Origin of the sequence: uncultured Microbacterium sp. (genome assembly GCF_913776565.1) — a bacterium.
GTDB lineage: Bacteria > Actinomycetota > Actinomycetes > Actinomycetales > Microbacteriaceae > Microbacterium.
Genome location: NZ_CAJYPF010000101.1, coordinates 1 through 19989, shown reverse-complemented (window position 1 = coordinate 19989; position 19989 = coordinate 1). Strand labels below are relative to the sequence as shown.

General features: G+C 69.3%; 19 protein-coding genes. 18 read left to right on the top strand and 1 reads right to left on the bottom strand.

The window, feature by feature from the left end:
• Positions 1-44: 44 nt before the first annotated feature.
• From QZ433_RS05585 to QZ433_RS05525, 13 genes are all read left to right on the top strand, one after another.
• Positions 45-863, top strand: coding sequence for an FtsQ-type POTRA domain-containing protein (locus QZ433_RS05585; RefSeq protein ID WP_295780588.1), 819 nt, complete (start codon positions 45-47; stop codon positions 861-863).
• Positions 864-1014: 151 nt separating this feature from the next.
• Positions 1015-2214 carry a cell division protein FtsZ gene (ftsZ, locus tag QZ433_RS05580; RefSeq protein WP_108317887.1) on the top strand — a complete coding sequence of 400 codons (1200 nt, stop codon included), beginning with the start codon at positions 1015-1017 and terminating at the stop codon, positions 2212-2214.
• Between the two features lie 67 nt (positions 2215-2281).
• On the top strand, positions 2282-2968 hold the full coding sequence (locus QZ433_RS05575) for a YggS family pyridoxal phosphate-dependent enzyme (RefSeq protein WP_295780584.1): 687 nt from the start codon (positions 2282-2284) through the stop codon (positions 2966-2968).
• 31 nt (positions 2969-2999) lie between these two features.
• Entirely contained in the window at positions 3000-3470 is a 471-nt protein-coding gene (locus QZ433_RS05570) for a cell division protein SepF (RefSeq protein WP_108317885.1), read from the top strand.
• A 6-nt stretch (positions 3471-3476) separates the two neighbouring features.
• Positions 3477-3779 carry a YggT family protein gene (locus tag QZ433_RS05565; RefSeq protein ID WP_295780582.1) on the top strand — a complete coding sequence of 101 codons (303 nt, stop codon included), beginning with the start codon at positions 3477-3479 and terminating at the stop codon, positions 3777-3779.
• 120 nt (positions 3780-3899) lie between these two features.
• Positions 3900-4520: a DivIVA domain-containing protein gene (locus QZ433_RS05560; RefSeq protein ID WP_295780580.1), complete on the top strand. Its 621-nt coding sequence runs from the start codon at positions 3900-3902 to the stop codon at positions 4518-4520.
• Positions 4521-4572: 52 nt separating this feature from the next.
• The gene (gene lspA / locus QZ433_RS05555; RefSeq protein ID WP_295780578.1) at positions 4573-5109 is read left to right on the top strand and encodes a signal peptidase II; all 537 of its coding nucleotides are present in this window, start codon (positions 4573-4575) and stop codon (positions 5107-5109) included.
• Position 5110: 1 nt separating this feature from the next.
• Positions 5111-6034, top strand: a complete 924-nt coding sequence (locus QZ433_RS05550; RefSeq protein WP_295780576.1) for an RluA family pseudouridine synthase — start codon at positions 5111-5113, stop codon at positions 6032-6034.
• Between the two features lie 140 nt (positions 6035-6174).
• Positions 6175-9687 carry a DNA polymerase III subunit alpha gene (dnaE, locus tag QZ433_RS05545; protein ID WP_295780574.1) on the top strand — a complete coding sequence of 1171 codons (3513 nt, stop codon included), beginning with the start codon at positions 6175-6177 and terminating at the stop codon, positions 9685-9687.
• A 104-nt stretch (positions 9688-9791) separates the two neighbouring features.
• Positions 9792-11240, top strand: a complete 1449-nt coding sequence (locus tag QZ433_RS05540) for a hypothetical protein (RefSeq protein ID WP_295780572.1) — start codon at positions 9792-9794, stop codon at positions 11238-11240.
• Between the two features lie 63 nt (positions 11241-11303).
• Positions 11304-12605, top strand: coding sequence for a histidinol dehydrogenase (gene hisD, locus QZ433_RS05535; protein WP_295780570.1), 1302 nt, complete (start codon positions 11304-11306; stop codon positions 12603-12605).
• Positions 12606-12614: 9 nt separating this feature from the next.
• Positions 12615-13100: a transcriptional regulator NrdR gene (gene nrdR / locus QZ433_RS05530; protein ID WP_295780568.1), complete on the top strand. Its 486-nt coding sequence runs from the start codon at positions 12615-12617 to the stop codon at positions 13098-13100.
• Positions 13101-13110: 10 nt separating this feature from the next.
• Positions 13111-14133 carry a quinone-dependent dihydroorotate dehydrogenase gene (locus QZ433_RS05525; protein ID WP_295780566.1) on the top strand — a complete coding sequence of 341 codons (1023 nt, stop codon included), beginning with the start codon at positions 13111-13113 and terminating at the stop codon, positions 14131-14133.
• Positions 14134-14269: 136 nt separating this feature from the next.
• On the opposite strand, the gene QZ433_RS05520 is transcribed toward QZ433_RS05525, so the two are convergent.
• Positions 14270-14842: a DUF3043 domain-containing protein gene (locus QZ433_RS05520; RefSeq protein WP_295780564.1), complete on the bottom strand. Its 573-nt coding sequence runs from the start codon at positions 14840-14842 to the stop codon at positions 14270-14272.
• 46 nt (positions 14843-14888) lie between these two features.
• Here QZ433_RS05520 and QZ433_RS05515 point away from each other — a divergent pair, with 46 nt between their 5' ends.
• The 5 genes from QZ433_RS05515 to QZ433_RS05495 all read left to right on the top strand — a co-directional run bounded on the left by QZ433_RS05515 (position 14889) and on the right by QZ433_RS05495 (position 19953).
• Complete coding sequence (locus QZ433_RS05515) at positions 14889-16283, top strand: dipeptidase (RefSeq protein ID WP_295780562.1); 1395 nt, start codon at positions 14889-14891, stop codon at positions 16281-16283.
• 71 nt (positions 16284-16354) lie between these two features.
• Positions 16355-16720: an iron-sulfur cluster insertion protein ErpA gene (gene erpA, locus QZ433_RS05510; protein WP_058232406.1), complete on the top strand. Its 366-nt coding sequence runs from the start codon at positions 16355-16357 to the stop codon at positions 16718-16720.
• A gap of 164 nt (positions 16721-16884) precedes the next feature.
• Complete coding sequence (coxB, locus tag QZ433_RS05505; protein ID WP_108319517.1) at positions 16885-17766, top strand: cytochrome c oxidase subunit II; 882 nt, start codon at positions 16885-16887, stop codon at positions 17764-17766.
• Between the two features lie 2 nt (positions 17767-17768).
• A complete protein-coding gene (gene ctaD, locus QZ433_RS05500) occupies positions 17769-19532 on the top strand; it encodes a cytochrome c oxidase subunit I (protein ID WP_108319519.1) in 1764 nt (587 codons plus the stop codon).
• Positions 19533-19536: 4 nt separating this feature from the next.
• Positions 19537-19953 carry a cytochrome c oxidase subunit 4 gene (locus QZ433_RS05495; RefSeq protein WP_295780558.1) on the top strand — a complete coding sequence of 139 codons (417 nt, stop codon included), beginning with the start codon at positions 19537-19539 and terminating at the stop codon, positions 19951-19953.
• The last annotated feature ends 36 nt before the right edge of the window (positions 19954-19989 follow it).

The window sequence follows — 19989 nt, the reverse complement described above, 5'->3', positions numbered from 1 at the left end:
TCGACGCCGCCGCCCCGGTCACGCCCCTCGTGCGGCCGGACGACCTGCGGGCCGACGGCGGGCGGGCGGATGACGTGGTGTCCGGGAGTGACGGCGAGACCACCCGCCTGCGCGATGTGTGGCGTGCCTCACGCGCTCGGCGTCGCGCGTTGTCGGCCGAGGTCAAGCGCTTCACGGTCCGGCAGCGGCGGCGTCGACGCGTGTGGATCGGTGCGGGCGTGGCCTTCCTGGTGACCGTGCTGGGAACGGCGGGGGCGGCGTACAGCCCGCTGTTCGCCGTGGAGCGCATCGACGTCGTGGGCACCTCGCAGCTCGACGTCGCGGCGGTGACGGACGCGCTGGATGCGCAGGTGGGCACGCCCCTGGCGATGGTCGACGACAGCGCCGTCAAGGCCGCGCTGGTCCGCTTCCCGCTGGTGGAGTCGTACACGCTCGAGGCGCGACCGCCGCACGACCTCGTGGTGCGCATCGTGGAGCGAACGCCGATCGGGGCGATGCAGACGGCCGCGGGCTTCACGGTGGTGGATGCCGCCGGCGTCGCGCTCTCGACCACGCCGGACGCCCCCGCGGGGCAGCCCGTGCTCGACATCGCGGGAGGCACCGATTCGTCGGCGTTCCACGCCGCGGGGCGGGTGGTGCGTGCGTTGCCCGACGCCATCCGCGCGCAGGTCACCGCGGTGTCGGCCTCGACGCCCGACGACGTGACGCTGACCCTCGGCGCGTCCGGATCGCGCGTCGTGTGGGGCAGCGCCGAGCGTTCTGCCGAGAAGGCGGTCGTGCTCGACCGATTGATGGCCAAGAGCCCGCCGGATCGCGCGAAGGAGTACGACGTCACCTCGCCCGAGGCGGGCGTCGTCCGCTGATATCCGAGGCGAAAACACAACACGCCGCGTGTCGGGCGGGCGGTGCCCGATCCGCCACCTACCTTCGAGCTAAGGAATTGCATACCGGGCAATTCTTTAACCCTCAACATGAGGTTTAGAGTTTCGGGTTCGGGGACAAACGGAGGCCGGCATGAGCCACAACCAGAACTACCTCGCCGTGATCAAGGTCGTCGGTGTGGGCGGGGGCGGCGTCAACGCCGTCAACCGCATGATCGAGCTCGGCCTGCGCGGCGTGGAGTTCATCGCGATCAACACCGACGCGCAGGCGCTGCTCATGAGCGACGCCGACGTCAAGCTCGACGTGGGCCGCGAGCTCACGCGCGGCCTGGGCGCCGGTGCGGATCCCGAGGTCGGTCGCCGTGCCGCCGAGGACCACGCCGAGGAGATCGAAGAGGCCCTGCGCGGGGCCGACATGGTGTTCGTCACCGCCGGCGAGGGCGGCGGAACGGGTACCGGCGGCGCACCCGTCGTCGCCAAGATCGCCAAGTCGATCGGTGCCCTGACCATCGGTGTCGTGACCAAGCCCTTCTCGTTCGAGGGTCGTCGCCGGCAGAGCCAGGCGGAGGGCGGGGTGCAGCGTCTGAAAGAAGAGGTCGACACCCTCATCGTCGTCCCCAACGACCGTCTGCTCGAGATCAGCGACCGCGGCATCTCGATGATCGAGGCCTTCGCCACGGCCGACCAGGTGCTGCTCGCCGGTGTCCAGGGCATCACCGACCTCATCACCACGCCGGGTCTGATCAACCTCGACTTCGCCGACGTCAAGAGCGTCATGCAGGGAGCGGGCTCCGCGCTGATGGGCATCGGCTCCTCGCGCGGCGCCGACCGCGCGATCAAGGCTGCCGAGCTCGCCGTCGAGTCGCCGCTGCTCGAGGCGTCGATCGAGGGTGCGCACGGCGTGCTCCTGTCGATCCAGGGCGGGTCGAACCTCGGTATCTTCGAGATCAACGACGCCGCGCAGCTGGTCAAAGAGGCCGCGCACCCCGAGGCCAACATCATCTTCGGAACGGTCATCGACGACACCCTCGGCGACGAGGTGCGCGTCACCGTCATCGCGGCCGGTTTCGACGGCGGCGAGCCCTCGCTCCGCATCGACCCCGTCAGCGCGCAGCGTCCGGCGAGCATCCCCGTGGTGCCCGTCATCCCCGCCGACGACGTCGCCCGCGACCTCGACGCGGCCGAGGAGCAGAAGGCCGCGACCGAGCGTCCCGTCGAGCGCGCCCCCGAGCGTCGTCCCGAGCCCGCGCCGGTGACCGCGCGCGTTCCCGAGACCTCGTACGACAACGGCTACGCCGACGACGACCTCGACGTGCCCGACTTCCTGAAGTAAGCACGAGTTCTCCGACGAAAGCGGGTCCGGTCTCCACCGGGCCCGCTCTCGTCGTCGAAGGAGCAGCATGGACACCGCCCTGGCCGACCGGCTCGCCGCCGTCGACGATCGCATCCGGGATGCCGCCCGCGCCGCCGATCGCGACGTCGCCGGGATCACCCGCATCGTCGTGACCAAGTTCCACCCCGCCGCGCTCGTCGAGGACCTCTACGCCCTCGGTGTCCGCCACGTCGGCGAGAACCGCCAGCAGGAGCTCACCGCCAAGCGCGCCGAGCTCGCCGGCATCCCGGATCTGACCTGGCACTTCATCGGCCAGGCGCAGACCAACAAGGCGCGCCTGGTGCGGGCGGGGGCGGATGCCGTGCACTCCGTCGACCGCGCGCGCATCGCCGACGCCCTGCACAACGCCGCGCCCGCGCGCGACGTCCTCGACGTCCTCGTGCAGGTCAACCTCACGGACGACCCGGGTCGCGGGGGAGTCGCCCCCGAGGCGGTCGACGAGCTCGCGACGCACGTGGCCGCTCTCGACAGCCTGCGCCTGCGCGGTGTCATGGCGGTCGCCCCGCTCGACGAGCAGCCCGCCCGCGCTTTCGAGCGGCTGCGTCGATGCGCCGACGCCGTCCGGGCCGTGGTTCCCGACGCCGACTGGATCTCGGCGGGCATGACCGGGGATTTCCCCGAGGCGATCGCGATGGGCGCGACACACCTGCGGATCGGCTCCGCAATCACGGGCCCGAGGCCCCCGCGCGACTAGCCTCGGACCAGACGAGCGAACGGAGGATGCGATGTCGAACCCCCTGAAGAAGACCATGGTGTACCTGGGCCTCGCCGACGAGGAAGAGACCTACGAGGAGACGGCGCCGCAGCCCATCGCGCGCAAGCAGGCCGCACCGGCCGCTCCCGTGGAGAAGGCCGCGCCGGTCACCCCGCTGCACCGTCCCGCCGTGGTGCGCCAGCCCTCGGCCGGACCCGTGAGCGAGATCCTCACCGTGCACCCCAAGCAGTACCGCGATGCCCAGACGATCGCCGAGAACTTCCGCGAGGGCATCCCGGTCATCATCAACCTGTCGCAGATGAGCGACGCCGACGCGCGTCGCCTGATCGACTTCGCGAGCGGTCTCTCGCTCGGGCTGTACGGCCGTATCGAGCGGGTGACGAGCAAGGTCTTCCTGCTCTCGCCCGAGAACATCGCCGTCTCCGGCGACGGTGCGATCGCGCAGGCCGACCCCGAGGCTGCGCCCTTCGCGTCCCAGTAACCGATCGTGGCCGTCCTGAGCCTGATCGGCTCCGTCCTCAGCGCGATCCTCTTCATCTACATCGTCCTGCTGCTCGCGCGCCTCGTGCTCGAGTACATCCCGATGTTCAACCGCGAATGGCGTCCTCGGGGTGCGACCCTGGTTCTCGCCGAGATCGTCTACACCGTGACGGATCCGCCCATCAAGCTGATCCGCCGCATCATCCAGCCCCTGCGCATCGGGGGCATCGCAATCGACTTCGGCTTCGCGATCGTGATGTTCGTCTGCTTCATGCTGTTGAGCGTCACGCGGTCCCTCGCGGCCGCGTGACGCTTTCGCCGCCGTCCTTCGACACCGGTCGAGGGCGGCGGCTATGCTGTTCCGAAGCGGTACGCCCCGGTGCGACACCCCCACAGTTCCGACATCAGAGCTCTCGAAAGAGGAAACACCATGGCACTGACCCCCGATGACGTCGTCACCAAGCAGTTCCAGCACGTGCGCTTCAAGGAGGGCTTCGACCCCGACGAGGTCGACGACTTCCTCGACGAGATCGTCGTCGAGTGGCGCAAGACCATCGCCGAGAACGAGGAGCTGAAGACCAAGCTCGCCGCGTACGAGTCCGGCGAGGCCGCTCCGGCCGCGACCGAGGCCCCCGTCGCCGAGGCCCCCAAGGCCGAAGAGCCCGTGGTCGAGACCCCGGCTCCCGCTCCCGTCGCCGAGGCCCCCAAGGCCGACGTCGAGCCCGCCGCGCAGAGCGCCGGCATCATCGAGCTCGCTCAGCGCCTGCACGACGAGCACGTCGCCGAGGGCAAGGCCCAGCGCGACCAGCTCATCGGCGAGGCGCAGGCGCAGGCGGCATCCATCGTCGCCGAGGCCGAGCAGAAGGGCCGCGAGGAGCGCGCCCGTCTCGAGAAGGAGCGCACCACGCTCGAGGGCCGCATCACCGAGCTGCGCAACTTCGAGCGCGACTACCGCTCGCAGCTGCGTTCGTACATCGAGGGCCAGCTGCGCGACCTCGACACCACCGCGACGTCGTCGGGCTCGACCCCGGTGTCCGCGATCGGTCTGTAACTCTTTGCGCAGTCGACCTCCTCTGCGTGCGGCGGCGGCCGGCATCATCATCGTGATCCTCGCGGTGGTGGTGTTGGCCGCCGACCAGTTGGCCAAGACCGTCGCCATCGACAGCCTCCCCCCGGAGCGCGTCGTCCCGGTGATCGGTGACGCGCTGCAGTTCTACCTGGTGCGCAACCCCGGCGCCGCGTTCTCGCTCGGCGAGAGCGTGACGTGGATCTTCACGATCGCCCTCGCGGTCGTCGCCGGGATCATCGTGTACCTCGCGGTGCGGCGCGTGCGCTCCCGCCTGTGGGCGGTCGTTCTGGGACTGCTCCTGGGCGGCGTGCTCGGAAACCTCACCGACCGGCTCCTGCGCGAACCCGGGTTCCCGGTGGGCCACGTCGTCGATTTCATCTCGACGCCGTGGATGATGCCCGCGATCTACAACGTCGCCGACGTCTTCATCGTGTCCATGATGATCTCGGTGGCGATCCTGGTGCTGTTCGGTCTGAAGCTCGACGGCACCCGAGAGGCCAAGGCCTCGCGCTCGACCGAGACCACCCCGGCCGACGACGCCCCCTCCGGCGCCGAGCCGGGCGCCCGCTGACATGGAGTCGCGGAGCCTCCCCGTCCCCGACGGGCTCGACGGGACGCGCATCGACCAGGCCCTGGCGAAGATGCTCGGTTTCTCGCGCACATTCGCGGCAGAGGTCGCGGACGCCGGGGGAGTGAGCGTCGACGGACGCACAGCCGGCCGCAGCGACCGCCTGCGGGCGGGATCGTGGATCAGCGTCGAGTGGGAACCCAAGCGCGACCCTGAGATCGTCCCGGTCGCCGTACCCGACCTCGGCATCGTCCACGATGACGACGACATCGTCGTGGTCGACAAACCCGCCGGCGTCGCCGCCCACCCCTCCGTCGGGTGGGAGGGGCCCACGGTCCTCGGCGCCCTCGCGGCCGCGGGTTTCCGCATCGCGACCAGCGGTCCGGCCGAGCGTCGGGGGGTCGTGCACCGCCTCGACGCGGGCACGAGCGGTCTCATGGTCGTGGCCAAGACCGAGCGCGCGTACACCCTGCTCAAGAGCGCCTTCAAGGACCGCGAGGTCGACAAGATCTATCACGCCGTCGTTCAGGGGCATCCCGATCCGCTCGCCGGCACGATCGACGCGCCGATCGGGCGGCATCCGCACCACTCCTGGAAGTTCTCGGTCACCCCGGACGGAAAGGACTCCGTCACCCACTACGAGACGCTCGAGGCCTTCCCGCGCGCCTCGCTGCTCGAGATCCATCTCGAGACCGGCCGCACGCATCAGATCCGCGTGCACATGGCCGCGCACCGCCACCCCTGCGCCGGCGACCCCCTGTACGGCGCCGACCCGACGCTGTCGGCCCGCCTGGGCCTGACGCGCCAGTGGCTGCACGCCCATCGTCTGGCGTTCACGCATCCCGGAACGGGGGAGTGGGTGGAGTTCGAGTCGCCCTACCCGGCCGATCTCGCGCGTGCGCTGGAGATCCTTGGCGACGGCATCTGACGAGACCGCCGCCCGCGCGGCGGCCGGGCGGGACGACGGCCGCACCCGCTCGCGATGACGCGCCCGGGAGGGAGCGGTCGGCTGGGCGTCCGCCCCGAACATCCACGGCCGATGTCGGAGGCCGAACGTAGACTCGACACGTGGCAGCAGACTCCTTCGTTCACCTTCACGTGCACAGCGAGTACTCGATGCTCGACGGCGCCGCGCGCATCGGCCCGATGGTCCAAGAGGCCGTCGCGCAGGGCATGCCGGCGATCGCGGTGACCGACCACGGCAACACCTTCGCGGCCTACGAGTTCTACAAGACCGCGAAGGATGCCGGCATCAAGCCGATCATCGGCATCGAGGCGTACGTCACCCCCGGCACCCACCGCTCCGACAAGGCGCGCGTGCGGTGGGGCACGCCCGAACAGCAGAGCGACGACGTCTCGGGGTCGGGCGCGTACACGCACATGACGCTGCTGTCCGAGACCACCGAGGGCATGCACAACCTGTTCCGGTTGTCGTCCAAGGCGAGCATGGAGGGCTATTACTTCAAGCCTCGCATGGACCGCGAGCTGCTGCAGACGTACGGCAAGGGGCTCATCGCCACGACGGGCTGTCCCTCCGGCGAGGTGCAGACCCGCCTGCGTCTCGGGCAGTACGACGCGGCGCGGGCGGCAGCGGCGGAGTTCCAGGACATCTTCGGCAAAGACAACTATTTCGCCGAGATCATGGACCACGGCCTGTCGATCGAGCGTCGGGTCATGACCGATCTGCTCAAGATTTCGAAAGACCTCGGCATCCCCCTGGTCGGCACCAACGACCTGCACTACACGCACCAGCACGACGCCACGAGTCACGCGGCCCTGCTGTGCGTGCAGTCGGGCTCGACCCTCGACGACCCCAAGCGCTTCAAGTTCGACGGCGACGGGTACTACGTCAAGTCGCCGGCCGAGATGCGCCAGGTGTTCCGCGACAACCCCGAGGCGTGCGACAACACGCTGCTCATCGCCGAGCGGTGCGAGGTCGAGTTCGACACCTCGGCCAACTACATGCCCCGCTTCCCCGTGCCCGCGGGCGAGACCGAGGGCAGCTGGATGATCAAAGAGGTCGAGAACGGCCTGCAGGACCGCTATCCCGACGGCATCCCGGATGCCGTGCGCAAGCAGGCCGAGTACGAGACCGACGTGATCCTGCAGATGGGGTTCCCCGGCTACTTCCTCGTCGTCGCCGACTTCATCAACTGGGCCAAGCGCAACGGCATCCGGGTGGGCCCCGGCCGCGGATCGGGCGCGGGATCGATGGTCGCCTACGCGATGAAGATCACCGATCTCGACCCGCTCCAGCACGGGCTCATCTTCGAGCGCTTCCTCAACCCCGACCGCGTGTCGATGCCCGACTTCGACGTCGACTTCGACGACCGTCGCCGCGGCGAGGTCATTCAGTACGTCACCGAGAAGTACGGTGACGAGCGCGTCGCGCAGATCGTCACCTACGGCACGATCAAGGCCAAGCAGGCGCTCAAGGACGCCGGGCGCGTGCTCGGCTTCCCCTTCAGCATGGGTGACAAGCTCACCAAGGCGATGCCGCCCGCCGTCATGGGCAAGGACATGCCGCTGGACGGGATGTTCAACCCCGAGCACCCCCGCTACAAAGAGGCGAGCGAGTTCCGCACGCTCATCGAGACCGACCCCGAGGCCAAGACGGTGTTCGACACCGCGCTGGGTCTCGAGAACCTCAAGCGTCAGTGGGGCGTGCACGCGGCCGGCGTCATCATGTCGAGCGAGCCGCTCATCGACATCATCCCGATCATGCGCCGCGAGCAGGACGGCCAGATCGTCACGCAGTTCGACTACCCGGCGTGCGAGTCGCTCGGCCTCATCAAGATGGACTTCCTGGGGCTGCGCAACCTCACCATCATCAACGACGCCCTCGACAACATCGAGGCCAACCGCGGCCATCCCCTCGTGCTCGAAGACCTCGCCCTCGACGACGCCGCGTCGTACGAGCTCCTCGCCCGTGGCGACACGCTGGGCGTCTTCCAGCTCGACGGTGGCCCCATGCGGTCGCTGCTGCGTCTGATGCGCCCCGACAACTTCGAGGACATCTCTGCCGTCCTGGCGCTGTACCGGCCCGGCCCGATGGGCGTGAACTCGCACATCAACTACGCGCTGCGCAAGAACAAGCAGCAGGAGATCGAGCCGATCCACCCCGAACTCGAGGAGCCCTTGGCTGACATCCTCGACACGACCTACGGTCTGATCGTCTATCAGGAGCAGGTGATGGCCGTGGCCCAGCGGGTGGCCGGGTACACCCTCGGCCAGGCCGATCTTCTGCGCCGCGCGATGGGAAAGAAGAAGAAGAGCGAGCTCGACAAGCAGAAAGAGATCTTCTTCGGCGGGATGACCGAGCGCGGGTTCGGCGAGGTCGCGCAGCAGACGCTGTGGAAGGTGCTCGAGTCGTTCGCCGACTACGCCTTCAACAAGGCGCACACGGCCGCGTACGGTCTGGTGTCGTACTGGACCGCCTACCTGAAGGCGCACTATCCCGCCGAGTACATGGCCGCGCTGCTCACCAGCGTCGGCGACTCGAAGGACAAGATGGCGGTGTACCTGAACGAATGCCGCCGCATGGGCATCAAGGTGCTCCCGCCCGACGTGAACGAGTCCATCCGCTTCTTCGCCGCCGTCGGCGAGGACATCCGCTTCGGTCTCGGCGCCGTGCGCAACGTCGGCACCAACGTGGTCGACGGCATCGTCGCGGCACGCCAGGATGCCAAGTACACCTCGTTCCACGACTTCCTGTCCAAGGTGCCGATGCACGTCGCCAACAAGCGGACCGTCGAGTCGTTGATCAAGGCGGGCGCCTTCGACTCGCTCGGCTCCACGCGCCGCGCTCTCGTCGAGGTGCACGAGGACGCGTGCGAGGGCGCGGTCCTCGACAAGCGCCGTGAGGCCAACGGCGAGGTCGGCTTCGACTTCGACTCGCTGTGGGACGAGCCGCAGCAGGTGGTCAAGGTGCCCGAGCGGCCCGAGTGGACGAAGAAGGACAAGCTGGCGTTCGAGCGCGAGATGCTCGGTCTGTACGTGTCCGATCACCCCCTCGCCGGGCTCGAGGTCCCGCTGGCCAAGCACGCGTCGACGTCGATCCACGATCTGCTCGCCTCCGAGGACGTGCAGGACGGCGACCAGGTCACGGTCGCCGGTCTGCTGACGAGCGTGCAGCATCGCGTCGCGAAGCAGAGCGGCAACCCGTACGGCATGGTCACGGTCGAGGACTTCAACGGCGAGGTGACCGTGATGTTCATGGGCAAGACCTACGCCGAATTCGCCCCCGTGCTTCAGGCCGACTCGATCCTCGTCGTCCGCGGCCGCGTGTCTCGACGCGACGACGGCCTCAATCTGCATGCGCAGAGCGCGTTCGCCCCCGACCTCGAGGGCCTCGATGAAACCGGCGGCCTCACCCTGGTCGTTCCCGAGCAGCGCGCCAACGAGGCGCTGGTCGGCGAGCTCGCGCACATGCTGCGGCGTCACGCGGGGTCGACCGAGGTCGTGCTCAAGCTCCACAAGGGGGGCTCCGCGAAGGTTTTCGAGGTGCCCATGCCGGTGCGCGTGACCGCCGATCTGTTCGGCGAGCTCAAGGGTCTGCTTGGCCCGAACTGCCTCGGCTGAGGCCTCCCGTCCCCCCGTTCGTCATCGTCACAACCCCAGCGGATGCAGAACACCCGCTGGTTAGGATGACCGGGCGCTTCGGCGCCCCTGGTGAAAGGACCACCGTGACCGATCAGACCCCCCACCACGACCCCGCGTCCGACGCGCCCGTGTCGGACGGTTTCCCGCGCGAACTGGATCGCCGCGACGACGACGCGCGTGCCGTGCATTCCCCTCTCGACCGCACCGCGCTGGAGCGCGAAGGCGTCGAGGCCGACGTGCACGACTCGGGCGCCGTCGATGTTTCCGACCGCGTCGGACACGCGGCGACCCCCGCTCCGACCGGAGCCCGCGGCCACGCCGGCTCCTCCGTCCCCGCCTCGTCGCACGCCAACGCGACCGCTGCACCCTCTGGCACGGATCACGGTGTCGCCGTGTCCCGTGACGCTCGGCGTGCAACGGAGGGGCCCAACTACGGTGTGGGTCCCTTCTCGATCCGCGAGGTCGCGCTGCTCGGGGCGTGGGCCCTCGCCTTCTTCGCCTCGTTCTTCCGCACCAACATCCTCGACTCGCCGTCCGGCGTTCTCGTCGGCGGCGCCAACGTCTGGCTGTCGGGACTCTGGTGGATCCCGGCCGTCGCCGTGCCGACCGCCGCGGTCGGCCTCATCGTGCTGCGGCGCCTCTCGCCGCAGGGCATCCGCCGCGTGGGGTCGCTCGGCATCGACCAATTCGCCTCGGTCGCCTTCACCGTCGCGGCGCTGGTATGGGTCTCCTGGGTGTGGGACACCGTGGCGGTGTTCAGCGAGACCGGCATCTGGACCCGTTCGTGGGTCATCTGGGTCGAGGCCGTCGTCCTTCTCGCCGGTGTCGTGCTGACGGTGTTCGCGCCCTTCATCCCGCCGTTCTCGCGCGACTTCCGCGACCGCGAAGAGGTACCCGCCCACCGCAATGCCCGGCCCGTCGGGCCCGTGATCGCCCGGCCCCGGACCCCGCGCGCCCCGCGGACCTCCGCGGTGTCGGCCGCCGCGCACGACGGTACGACCCACGACGGCATGACGCACGACAGCGCGACCCACAACGCCACTCCGCACGGCGCCACGGACCACGACGCACCGGTGCGCCCCGCCGACGCCCCCGTCCCGGGCAGCTACACCGGCTCGACCGACCTGTCCCACGACGATGCGGCACCGCGCACGAGCGTTCTGCCCACGCGCCACGAAGACCAGCCCGACCACGACCGGTCGAGCGCCTCGCCCGCCTCGTCCGTCGAGGACGACAACGACACCGACATCTTCGCGCCGCTGCGCACGTCGGAGCACGACCGCCGCGAGAGCGCGCGCGATCAGGACGATCGGGCGGACCACGGTCGTGACGACCACCCGCACGCGCAGGCGTTCTGGGCCCTGGCGCCCGAGCAGCGCGAGATCGTCGACGACTACGGCACGCCGATCTTCCACATCGGGCCCACGGCGTGGGCGCTCGTCGTCGAAGACCGCGGCGAGACGTTCGTCGTGCGTCACGACGACGGCCGCATCGGCTATCTGCACGACGTCTCCGGCGTCACCCGCGGCTGAGCACCGCCTGCGAGCCGCCCGCATCGCGCGAGGCGGCTCGCGGGGGGCCGGTAGCCTGGAGCAATGCTTCGCACGATCGATCTCCGCGGCCGCGTGCTCTCGCCGGCCGAGCTCCTCGCCGTCGTCCCCCGAGCCGACGCCGCTCGTGACGAGGCGCTGGCAACGGCGGCGCGACTCGTGGACGACGTCGCCCGCCGGGGTGAAGAGGCGCTGCGCGAGCAGGCGGCGCGTTTCGACCGCGTGAGCGACCACGCCATCCGTGTCCCGGCCGCGCACCTCGACGAGGCACTGCGTGATCTGGATCCCGCCATCCGCGCGGCCCTGGACGAGGCCATCGACCGCGTGCGCACGGCATCCGCAGCCCAGGTCCCCGCACCGACCGTCACCGAACTCTCCGACGGCGCTCGCGTGACGCAGCGCTGGCAGCCGGTGCGGCGCGTGGGCCTGTACGTCCCGGGCGGCAAGGCCGTGTACCCCTCGAGCGTGGTGATGAACGCCGTCCCCGCGCTGGTCGCGGGTGTGCGCGAGGTGGCTCTCGCATCCCCGCCGCAGGCGGCGTTCGGCGGGCGCGTTCACCCCGTCATCCTCGCCGCGGCACGTCTGCTCGGTGTGACCGAGGTCTACGCCATGGGCGGTGCCGGCGCGATCGGCGCCTTCGCCCACGGTGTCGCCGAGATCGATCTCGATCCGGTCGACGTCGTCACGGGTCCGGGCAACAACTTCGTCGCCTCGGCCAAGCGCGCCGTCGCGGGCCGCGTCGGCACCGACTCCGAAGCGGGCGCGACCGAGATCCTCATCGTCGCCGACGACTCCGCGACCCCCGACCTCGTCGCGGTCGACCTGGTCAGCCAGGCCGAGCACGACGAGCAGGCCTCGGCCGTCCTCGTGACAGACTCCGCCTCCCTCGCCGAGGCCGTCCAGGCCGCGCTGCCCGCGCGGGTCGCGGCGACGCGGCACAGCGAACGCGTGACGGCGGCGTTCCACGGCCCTCAGTCCGCTGTCGTGCTCGTCGACGATCTCGCGCAGGCGACCGCGTTCAGCAACGCGTACGCGCCCGAGCACCTCGAGCTGCACCTCGCCGACCCGCGTCCCGAGGACTTCGTCAACGCCGGCGCGGTCTTCGTCGGCCCCTACACGCCGGTCAGCCTGGGCGATTACCTGGCCGGCAGCAACCACGTCCTGCCGACCGGGGGACAGGCCCGGTACAGCGCGGGACTCTCCGCGGCGACGTTCCTGCGGCCGCAGCAGGTCGTCCAGTACGACCGCGACGCGCTGTCGCGGGTGCGCGAGGCGATCGTCACCCTCTCCGAGGCCGAGGCGCTCCCGGCGCACGGCGAGGCCGTCACCGCGCGTTTCGAGGCCTGAGGCGCCGTCATGCACTGCCCCTTCTGCCGCAACCCCGACTCGCGCGTCATCGATTCGCGCACGAGCGACGACGGCCTCAGCATCCGCCGTCGTCGACAGTGCCCCAAGTGCGGCGGTCGCTTCTCGACCGTCGAGACCGCGAGCCTGAACGTGATCAAGCGCTCGGGCGTGGTCGAGCCGTTCAGCCGCGAGAAGGTCATGTCGGGTGTGCGCAAGGCGTGCCAGGGAAGACCGGTGACGGATGCCGACCTGGCGGTCCTGGCGCAGCAGGTCGAAGAGGCGATTCGCCAGACCGGGTCGTCGCAGATCGAGGCGAACGAGATCGGCCTGTCCATCCTGGGCCCGCTGCGCGAGCTCGACGAGGTGGCGTACCTGCGCTTCGCGAGCGTCTATCAGGCCTTCGACTCCCTCGATGATTTCGACGCCGCGATCGCGCAGCTGCGGGCCGATCATGACGCGCGCGCGAGGAGTGTCGAGGGCGGTGCGGTCCAGTAGCCTGGCGGGGATGTATCCCCTCCTGTTCCGTACGGTCCTCACCCGCTTCGACCCCGAGTTCGCCCACCACCTGGGGGCGTTCGTCATCCGGATCGCCGGCGTCGAGCCGGTGGCATCCGTCGTCCGCCGCTTCACCGCGCCCGCGCCGCGGCTCGGCGTCGAGGCGCTGGGTCTGCGGTTCGACTCGCCCTTCGGCGTCGCTGCCGGCTTCGACAAGAACGTGACCATGGGGCGGGGCTTGGGCGCTCTGGGCTTCGGACACGTCGAGGTGGGTACGGTCACGGCGCTGGCGCAGCCGGGAAACCCCCGGCCGCGTCTGTTCCGGCTCGTGGCCGACCGCGCGGTCATCAATCGCATGGGCTTCAACAACGAGGGCGCGGCCGTGGCCGCGACGCGTCTGCGCCGTCTGCGTCGCGCGCGTCGACGCCCGGTGATCGGCGTGAACATCGGCAAGAGCCGGGTGGTCGCGGTCGAGGATGCCACCACCGACTACGTCCGCAGCGCGCGGCTGCTCGCCCCCCTGGCGGACTACCTGGTGGTCAACGTCTCGTCCCCGAACACGCCCGGTCTGCGCGGCCTGCAGGCCGTCGAGACGCTGCGTCCGCTGCTGACGGCGGTGCGCGAGGCGGCGGGCCGGACGCCGCTGCTGGTCAAGATCGCACCGGACCTGGCGGACGACGAGGTGGGCGACATCGCGCGCCTGGCCGTCGACGCGGGCTTGGCCGGCATCATCGCCACGAACACCACGATCGATCGCTCCGGACTGTCGACCCCGGCGGACCGGGTCGAGGGCATGGGGGCGGGCGGCCTGTCGGGTGCTCCGCTGAAGGCGCGCGCGATCGAGGTGCTGCGCTTGGTCCGCGCGGCGGTCCCGGCGGAGTTCGTCGTCATCTCGGCGGGGGGAGTCGAGACCGCCGACGACGTGCGCGAGCGCGTGGCGGCGGGGGCGACCCTCGTCCAGGGCTACACCGGCTTCCTCTACCGCGGTCCCCTCTGGGCGCGACAGATCAACCGCGGTCTCGCCCGCGGCTGAGCCGATCCCCGGTATCTCTCGCGGCTGAGCCGATCCCGCGTCTCGCGCGCGGCCGGGCCGATCGCGGTCCGGCCGGCGGCCGAGCACACGCCGAAGCGGCGCACCCGGGAGTGCGCCGCTTCGTGGAGATCAGGGGTCAGGCCGGGTACTGACCGCGCTTGACCTGCGCCTTGGGCAGGCGCATGAAGCGCATCTGCACCGTTCGCATCGCGGCATACCACCCCAGGCCCTTCTCGAGGCGGGTCTCGCCGAACTTCTCCTTGGCCGCGCGCTTGACGCGGATCGACGTGATGATCATGTCGCCGACGACGAAGAGGATGAAGATCCACAGGGCCACGAACGACCAGTACTGGAAGAACGCCACGGGGATGAGGGTGGCGACGATCACGAGCACCATGAACGGCATGACACCCTCGCCCAGGTGCCACCCGGCATCCACGAAATCGCGGGCGAATCGGCGCTGCGGTCCGCGGTCGCGGACGGGCAGGTAGCGCTCCTCGCCGGCGGCCATTCCGATTCGGGCCTTCTCACGCTGCGCGGCGAGTTCGGCGCGCGCCCGGGCTTTGGCCTCTTTGGTGTCGGGCACCAGGGGGCGCTTGCGCGCGGCCTCCTGCTCGGCGCGCGACGGCGTCGCGCGGCCCTTGCCCGATCCGACCTCCGTCGGCTCGACGGGGGTGTCGTTGGGGGCGGGGGCGGGGGACTTGGCCACGGGAAACCTCGGTGATTCGCTGATCGGGAGACTTAAGATTACCCGCATGACCCTCGACCTGTCCCGGCAGGAAGCTGTGCAAAAAGCAGCCGACGCCGGAATCCCCGCCGCCCTCGCCGATCTCGGATCCCTCGTCCGCATCCCCTCGATCGCCTGGCCCGCCTTCGACCAGAACGCCCTCGTGCAGAGCGCGGACGCCGTCGCCGCGCTGCTGCGCGGCACCGGGGTCTTCGACTCCGTCGAGATCAAGCGCGCCGCCATCCCCGGAACCGACGAGCTCGGTCAGCCCGCGGTCCTCGCGACGCGCGCCGCCCGCAACGGTCGCCCCACGGTGCTGCTGTACGCCCACCACGACGTCCAGCCCCCTGGCGACGAGACCCTCTGGGACTCGCCCCCGTTCGAGCCCACCGTCCGCGACGGTCGCCTGTACGGCCGCGGGGCGGCGGACGACAAGGCCGGCGTCATGGCCCACGTGGGCGCCGTCCGCGCGATCGCCGAGGTGCTGGGCGACGACCTCGACCTCGGAATCGCCGTCTTCATCGAGGGCGAGGAGGAGTACGGCTCGCGCTCGTTCGGGCAGTTCCTGTCCGACAACCTGGACGTGCTGCGCTCGGACGTCATCGTCGTGGCCGACTCCGGCAACTGGGACGAGCGCACCCCCGGGCTGACCGTGTCGCTGCGCGGCAACGCCCGGTTCACGTTGACCGTGCGCACCCTCGAGCACGCCTCGCACTCGGGGATGATGGGCGGTGCCATTCCGGATGCCATGCTCGCCACCGTCAAGCTCCTCGCCACCCTGTGGGACGACGACGGCGCCGTGGCGGTTGAGGGGCTCGCGGTACGCGACGCGGCGACGCCCCCCTACGACGAGGCCACGCTGCGCGCCGAATCCGGCCTTCTCGAGGGGGTGAGCCCGATCGGTCGGGACTCGATCCTCAGCCGGATCTGGAACAAGCCGTCGATCACCGTCACGGGGTGGGATGCCACTCCCGTCGAGGCCGCGTCCAACACCCTGTCCCCGCAGACGAGCGTCGTCATCAGCGCGCGCGTCGCCCCCGGACAGGATGCCGAGGAGGCCTTCGCCGCCGTCGAGAAGCACCTGCGCGCCCACGCGCCGTTCGGCGCCCGGCTCGAGTTCTCCGACGTCGACTGCGGCGATTCGTTCCTGGTCGACACGGGCGGCTGGGCGGTCGAAGAGGCGCGAGCGGCATTCGCGGACGGGTACGGCGTCGACGCGGTCGACGTCGGCATCGGCGGCTCGATCCCGTTCATCTCGGATCTCGTGCGCGAGTTCCCCGCCGCGCAGATCCTCGTGACCGGCGTCGAGGACCCGCACGCGCGTGCGCACAGCCCGAACGAGTCGTTGCATCTCGACACCTTCCGCAACGCGCTGGTGTCCGAAGCCCTGCTGCTGGCGCGTTTGAACGCGCGCACCGTCTGATCGAAGCCGCGGGGACGGGACGGGCGTAGACTCGATCCGTCCCCGCGACCGAACAACCGAAGGGCATCGCCATGACCGACACCACACTGTCGTCCTCCGCCGAGACCCGCGAGCACGGCGTCGGCCTGACCGCGGCCGCCTCCGACAAGGTGAAGAGCCTGCTGTCGCAGGAGGGTCGCGACGACCTCCGCCTCCGCGTCGCCGTTCAGCCCGGTGGCTGCTCCGGCCTCATCTACCAGCTCTACTTCGACGAGCGCTACCTCGACGGCGACAAGGTCGTCGACTTCGACGGCGTCGAGGTCATCGTCGACGACATGAGCGTTCCGTACCTCGACGGTGCGAGCATCGATTTCAAGGACACGATCTCCGAGCAGGGCTTCACGATCGACAACCCGAACGCCCAGGGCTCCTGCGCCTGCGGCGACAGTTTCCACTGACCCGAAACGCCGTTCGCCGGCGTCGGATCGAGAGCCCCCGGGCCACGGATCGCACCGTGGATTCCGGGGGTTCTCGATGTCTCGGCACTGGACGAATGGCCTGAGAACGGTGAGAGGTTGCTCTAGACTGTCAGAGCAACATCCACGACCCGGAAAGGTGCATTGTGCCCTCCAAACGTCGCCTTCGCTGGGCAGCGCTTCCCCTGGGGATCGCCTCCGTCGCACTCCTCTCGGGCTGCACCACCACCCAGCTCCACGGCTTCCTCCCCGGCTTCGTCGATGACGGCACGCCTGCCACGAACCACACCGACATGGTCGCCGGTCTGTGGGTCAACTCGTGGATCGTCCTTCTGGCCGTGGGTGTCATCACCTGGGGTCTGATGCTGTGGTCGGTCATCGCCTACCGCCGTCGCAAGGGTCAGTCGGGCCTGCCGGTGCAGCTGCGTTACAACATGCCGGTCGAGATCTTCTACACGATCGTCCCGCTGATCCTCGTGGTCGGCTTCTTCGCCTTCACGGCGCGCGATCAGAACACGCTCGAGACGCAGTACGAGAACCCCGACGTCTCGATCACCGCGTACGGCAAGCAGTGGGCGTGGGACTTCCAGTACAACGGCGAGCGCGAGGACAACTCCGACGCCGTGTACTCCATGGGTGTGCAGGCCAAGGCCACCAGCGATGGTTACGACCTCCAGGACGTGCCCACCCTGTACCTGCCGGTGAACAAGACGGTGAAGATCGACCTGCGCTCGCGCGACGTCATCCACTCCTTCTGGATCATCGACTTCCTCTACAAGAAAGACATGTACCTCGGTCGCGAGAACGAGTGGTCGTTCACGCCCACCCGCGAGGGGACCTACGAGGGCAAGTGCGCCGAGCTGTGCGGTGAGTACCACTCCGCCATGCTTTTCAACGTCAAGGTCGTGAGCGAAGCCGAGTACGAGGACTACCTCGACTCCCTCCGCAGCGCCGGTGACGTCGGCGACATCAGTGATCTGTCGCGCCTGCAGAACCTCAACACGGCCGGCGCCGAAGGGAACGAGTGATCATGGCCACGACGCTTCCGCTCCAGGGGACGGGCCCTTCGCGCCCGACGACTCTCCCGCCGCGTCAAGCCGCACTGCTGAGCACCACGCGTGTCGAGCAGAAGGGCAATCTGGTCGTCAAGTGGATCACGTCCACCGACCACAAGACCATCGGGTACATGTACCTGATCGCCTCCGTCGTGTTCTTCATGCTCGGTGGCGTCATGGCGCTCATCATCCGCGCCGAGTTGTTCGAGCCCGGGATGCAGATCATCCCGACCAAAGAGCAGTACAACCAGCTGTTCACCATGCACGGCACGATCATGCTGCTGATGTTCGCGACGCCGCTCTTCGCGGGCTTCGCCAACGCGCTGCTGCCGCTGCAGATCGGCGCCCCCGACGTGGCCTTCCCGCGCCTGAACGCCTTCGCGTTTTGGCTCTTCCTGTTCGGCTCGACCATCGCGGTCTCGGGCTTCCTCACCCCGCAGGGCGCGGCCGGCTTCGGGTGGTTCGCCTATCAGCCGCTTGCGAACGCGAGCTTCTCGCCGGGTGTCGGTGGGAACCTCTGGATGCTGGGTCTGGGCATCAGCGGTTTCGGGACGATCCTCGGTGCGGTCAACTTCATCACCACGATCCTGACCATGCGTGCCCCGGGCATGACCATGTGGCGTATGCCGATCTTCTCGTGGAACACCCTCATCACGAGCATCCTGATCCTGCTCGCCTTCCCGGTCCTCGCCGCGGCGATCTTCGCCGCAGCCGCCGACCGCGTGCTGGGATCGCACATCTACAGCCCCGAGAACGGCGGCGTCCTGCTCTGGCAGCACCTGTTCTGGTTCTTCGGTCACCCCGAGGTGTACATCATCGCGCTGCCGTTCTTCGGCATCGTCTCCGAGATCTTCCCGGTGTTCAGCCGCAAGCCGATCTTCGGGTACAAGACCCTCGTCTACGCCACGATCGCGATCGCGGCCCTGTCGGTGGCCGTGTGGGCGCACCACATGTACGTCACGGGTGGCGTGCTGCTGCCGTTCTTCGCGCTCATGACGATGCTCATCGCGGTTCCCACCGGCGTGAAGATCTTCAACTGGATCGGCACGCTGTGGCGCGGTTCGGTGACGTTCGAGACCCCGATGGTCTTCGCTCTCGGCTTCCTCGTGTCGTTCGTGTTCGGTGGGCTCACCGGTGTCATCCTCGCCTCGCCGCCGCTGGACTTCCACCTGTCCGACTCCTACTTCGTCGTGGCTCACTTCCACTACGTCGTGTTCGGCACGGTCGTGTTCGCGATGTTCGCCGGCTTCTACTTCTGGTGGCCCAAGTGGACCGGAAAGATGCTCAACGAGCGTCTCGGCATGGTGCACTTCTGGATGCTGTTCATCGGCTTCCACATGACGTTCCTCATCCAGCACTGGCTGGGCGTCGACGGCATGGTCCGCCGCTACGCCGACTACGCCGCCGCCGACGGGTGGACGTGGGAGAACCAGCTGTCCACCGTGGGATCGATGATCCTCGGTGCGTCGATGATCCCGTTCCTGCTCAACGTCTGGATCACGGCCCGAAAGGCGCCGAAGGTGACCGTGGACGACCCGTGGGGCTACGGTGCCTCGCTCGAGTGGGCGACCTCGTGCCCTCCGCCGCGCCACAACTTCACCTCGATCCCGCGCATCCGCAGCGAGCGTCCCGCCTTCGACCTGAACCACCCCGAGGCCGGTATCCCGGTCGGCGTGGGCCCGGTCAAGGACGCGCCCGATACGCCCGTCGTCGACGCCGCTGCCGGAGAGGTCAAGTAAAGACATGCGCACCAACGTCAATCTCTGGTGGATCCTGGCGGTCTTCGCCTTCCTCATCTCGGCGGTGTACACCGTGTGGAGCCTGCTCCAGCACGGTGGCGTCGAGTGGGTCGGTACGGTCGCCCTGGCCTTCCTCGGCCTGATGTCCTCGATGATCGCGTTCTACATCGGACGCGTCCTCAAGGCGCAGCGCGGCGAACTGCCGGAAGACACTCTCACGGCCGACATCGACGACGGCGACCCCGAGATGGGTGAATTCAGCCCGTGGTCGTGGTGGCCGATCGTGCTCGCGGCATCCGCGGCGATCGCCGTCATCGGCCTCGCCGTGGGTAGCTGGCTCGTCCCCGTCGGTTTCGCGGTGTTCGCCGTGGCCATCGTCGGCTGGGTGTACGAGTACTACCGCGGGTACTTCGCGCGCTGATCCCGTGCCCGTTCGGCTGATCACGGCCGCCGCGTC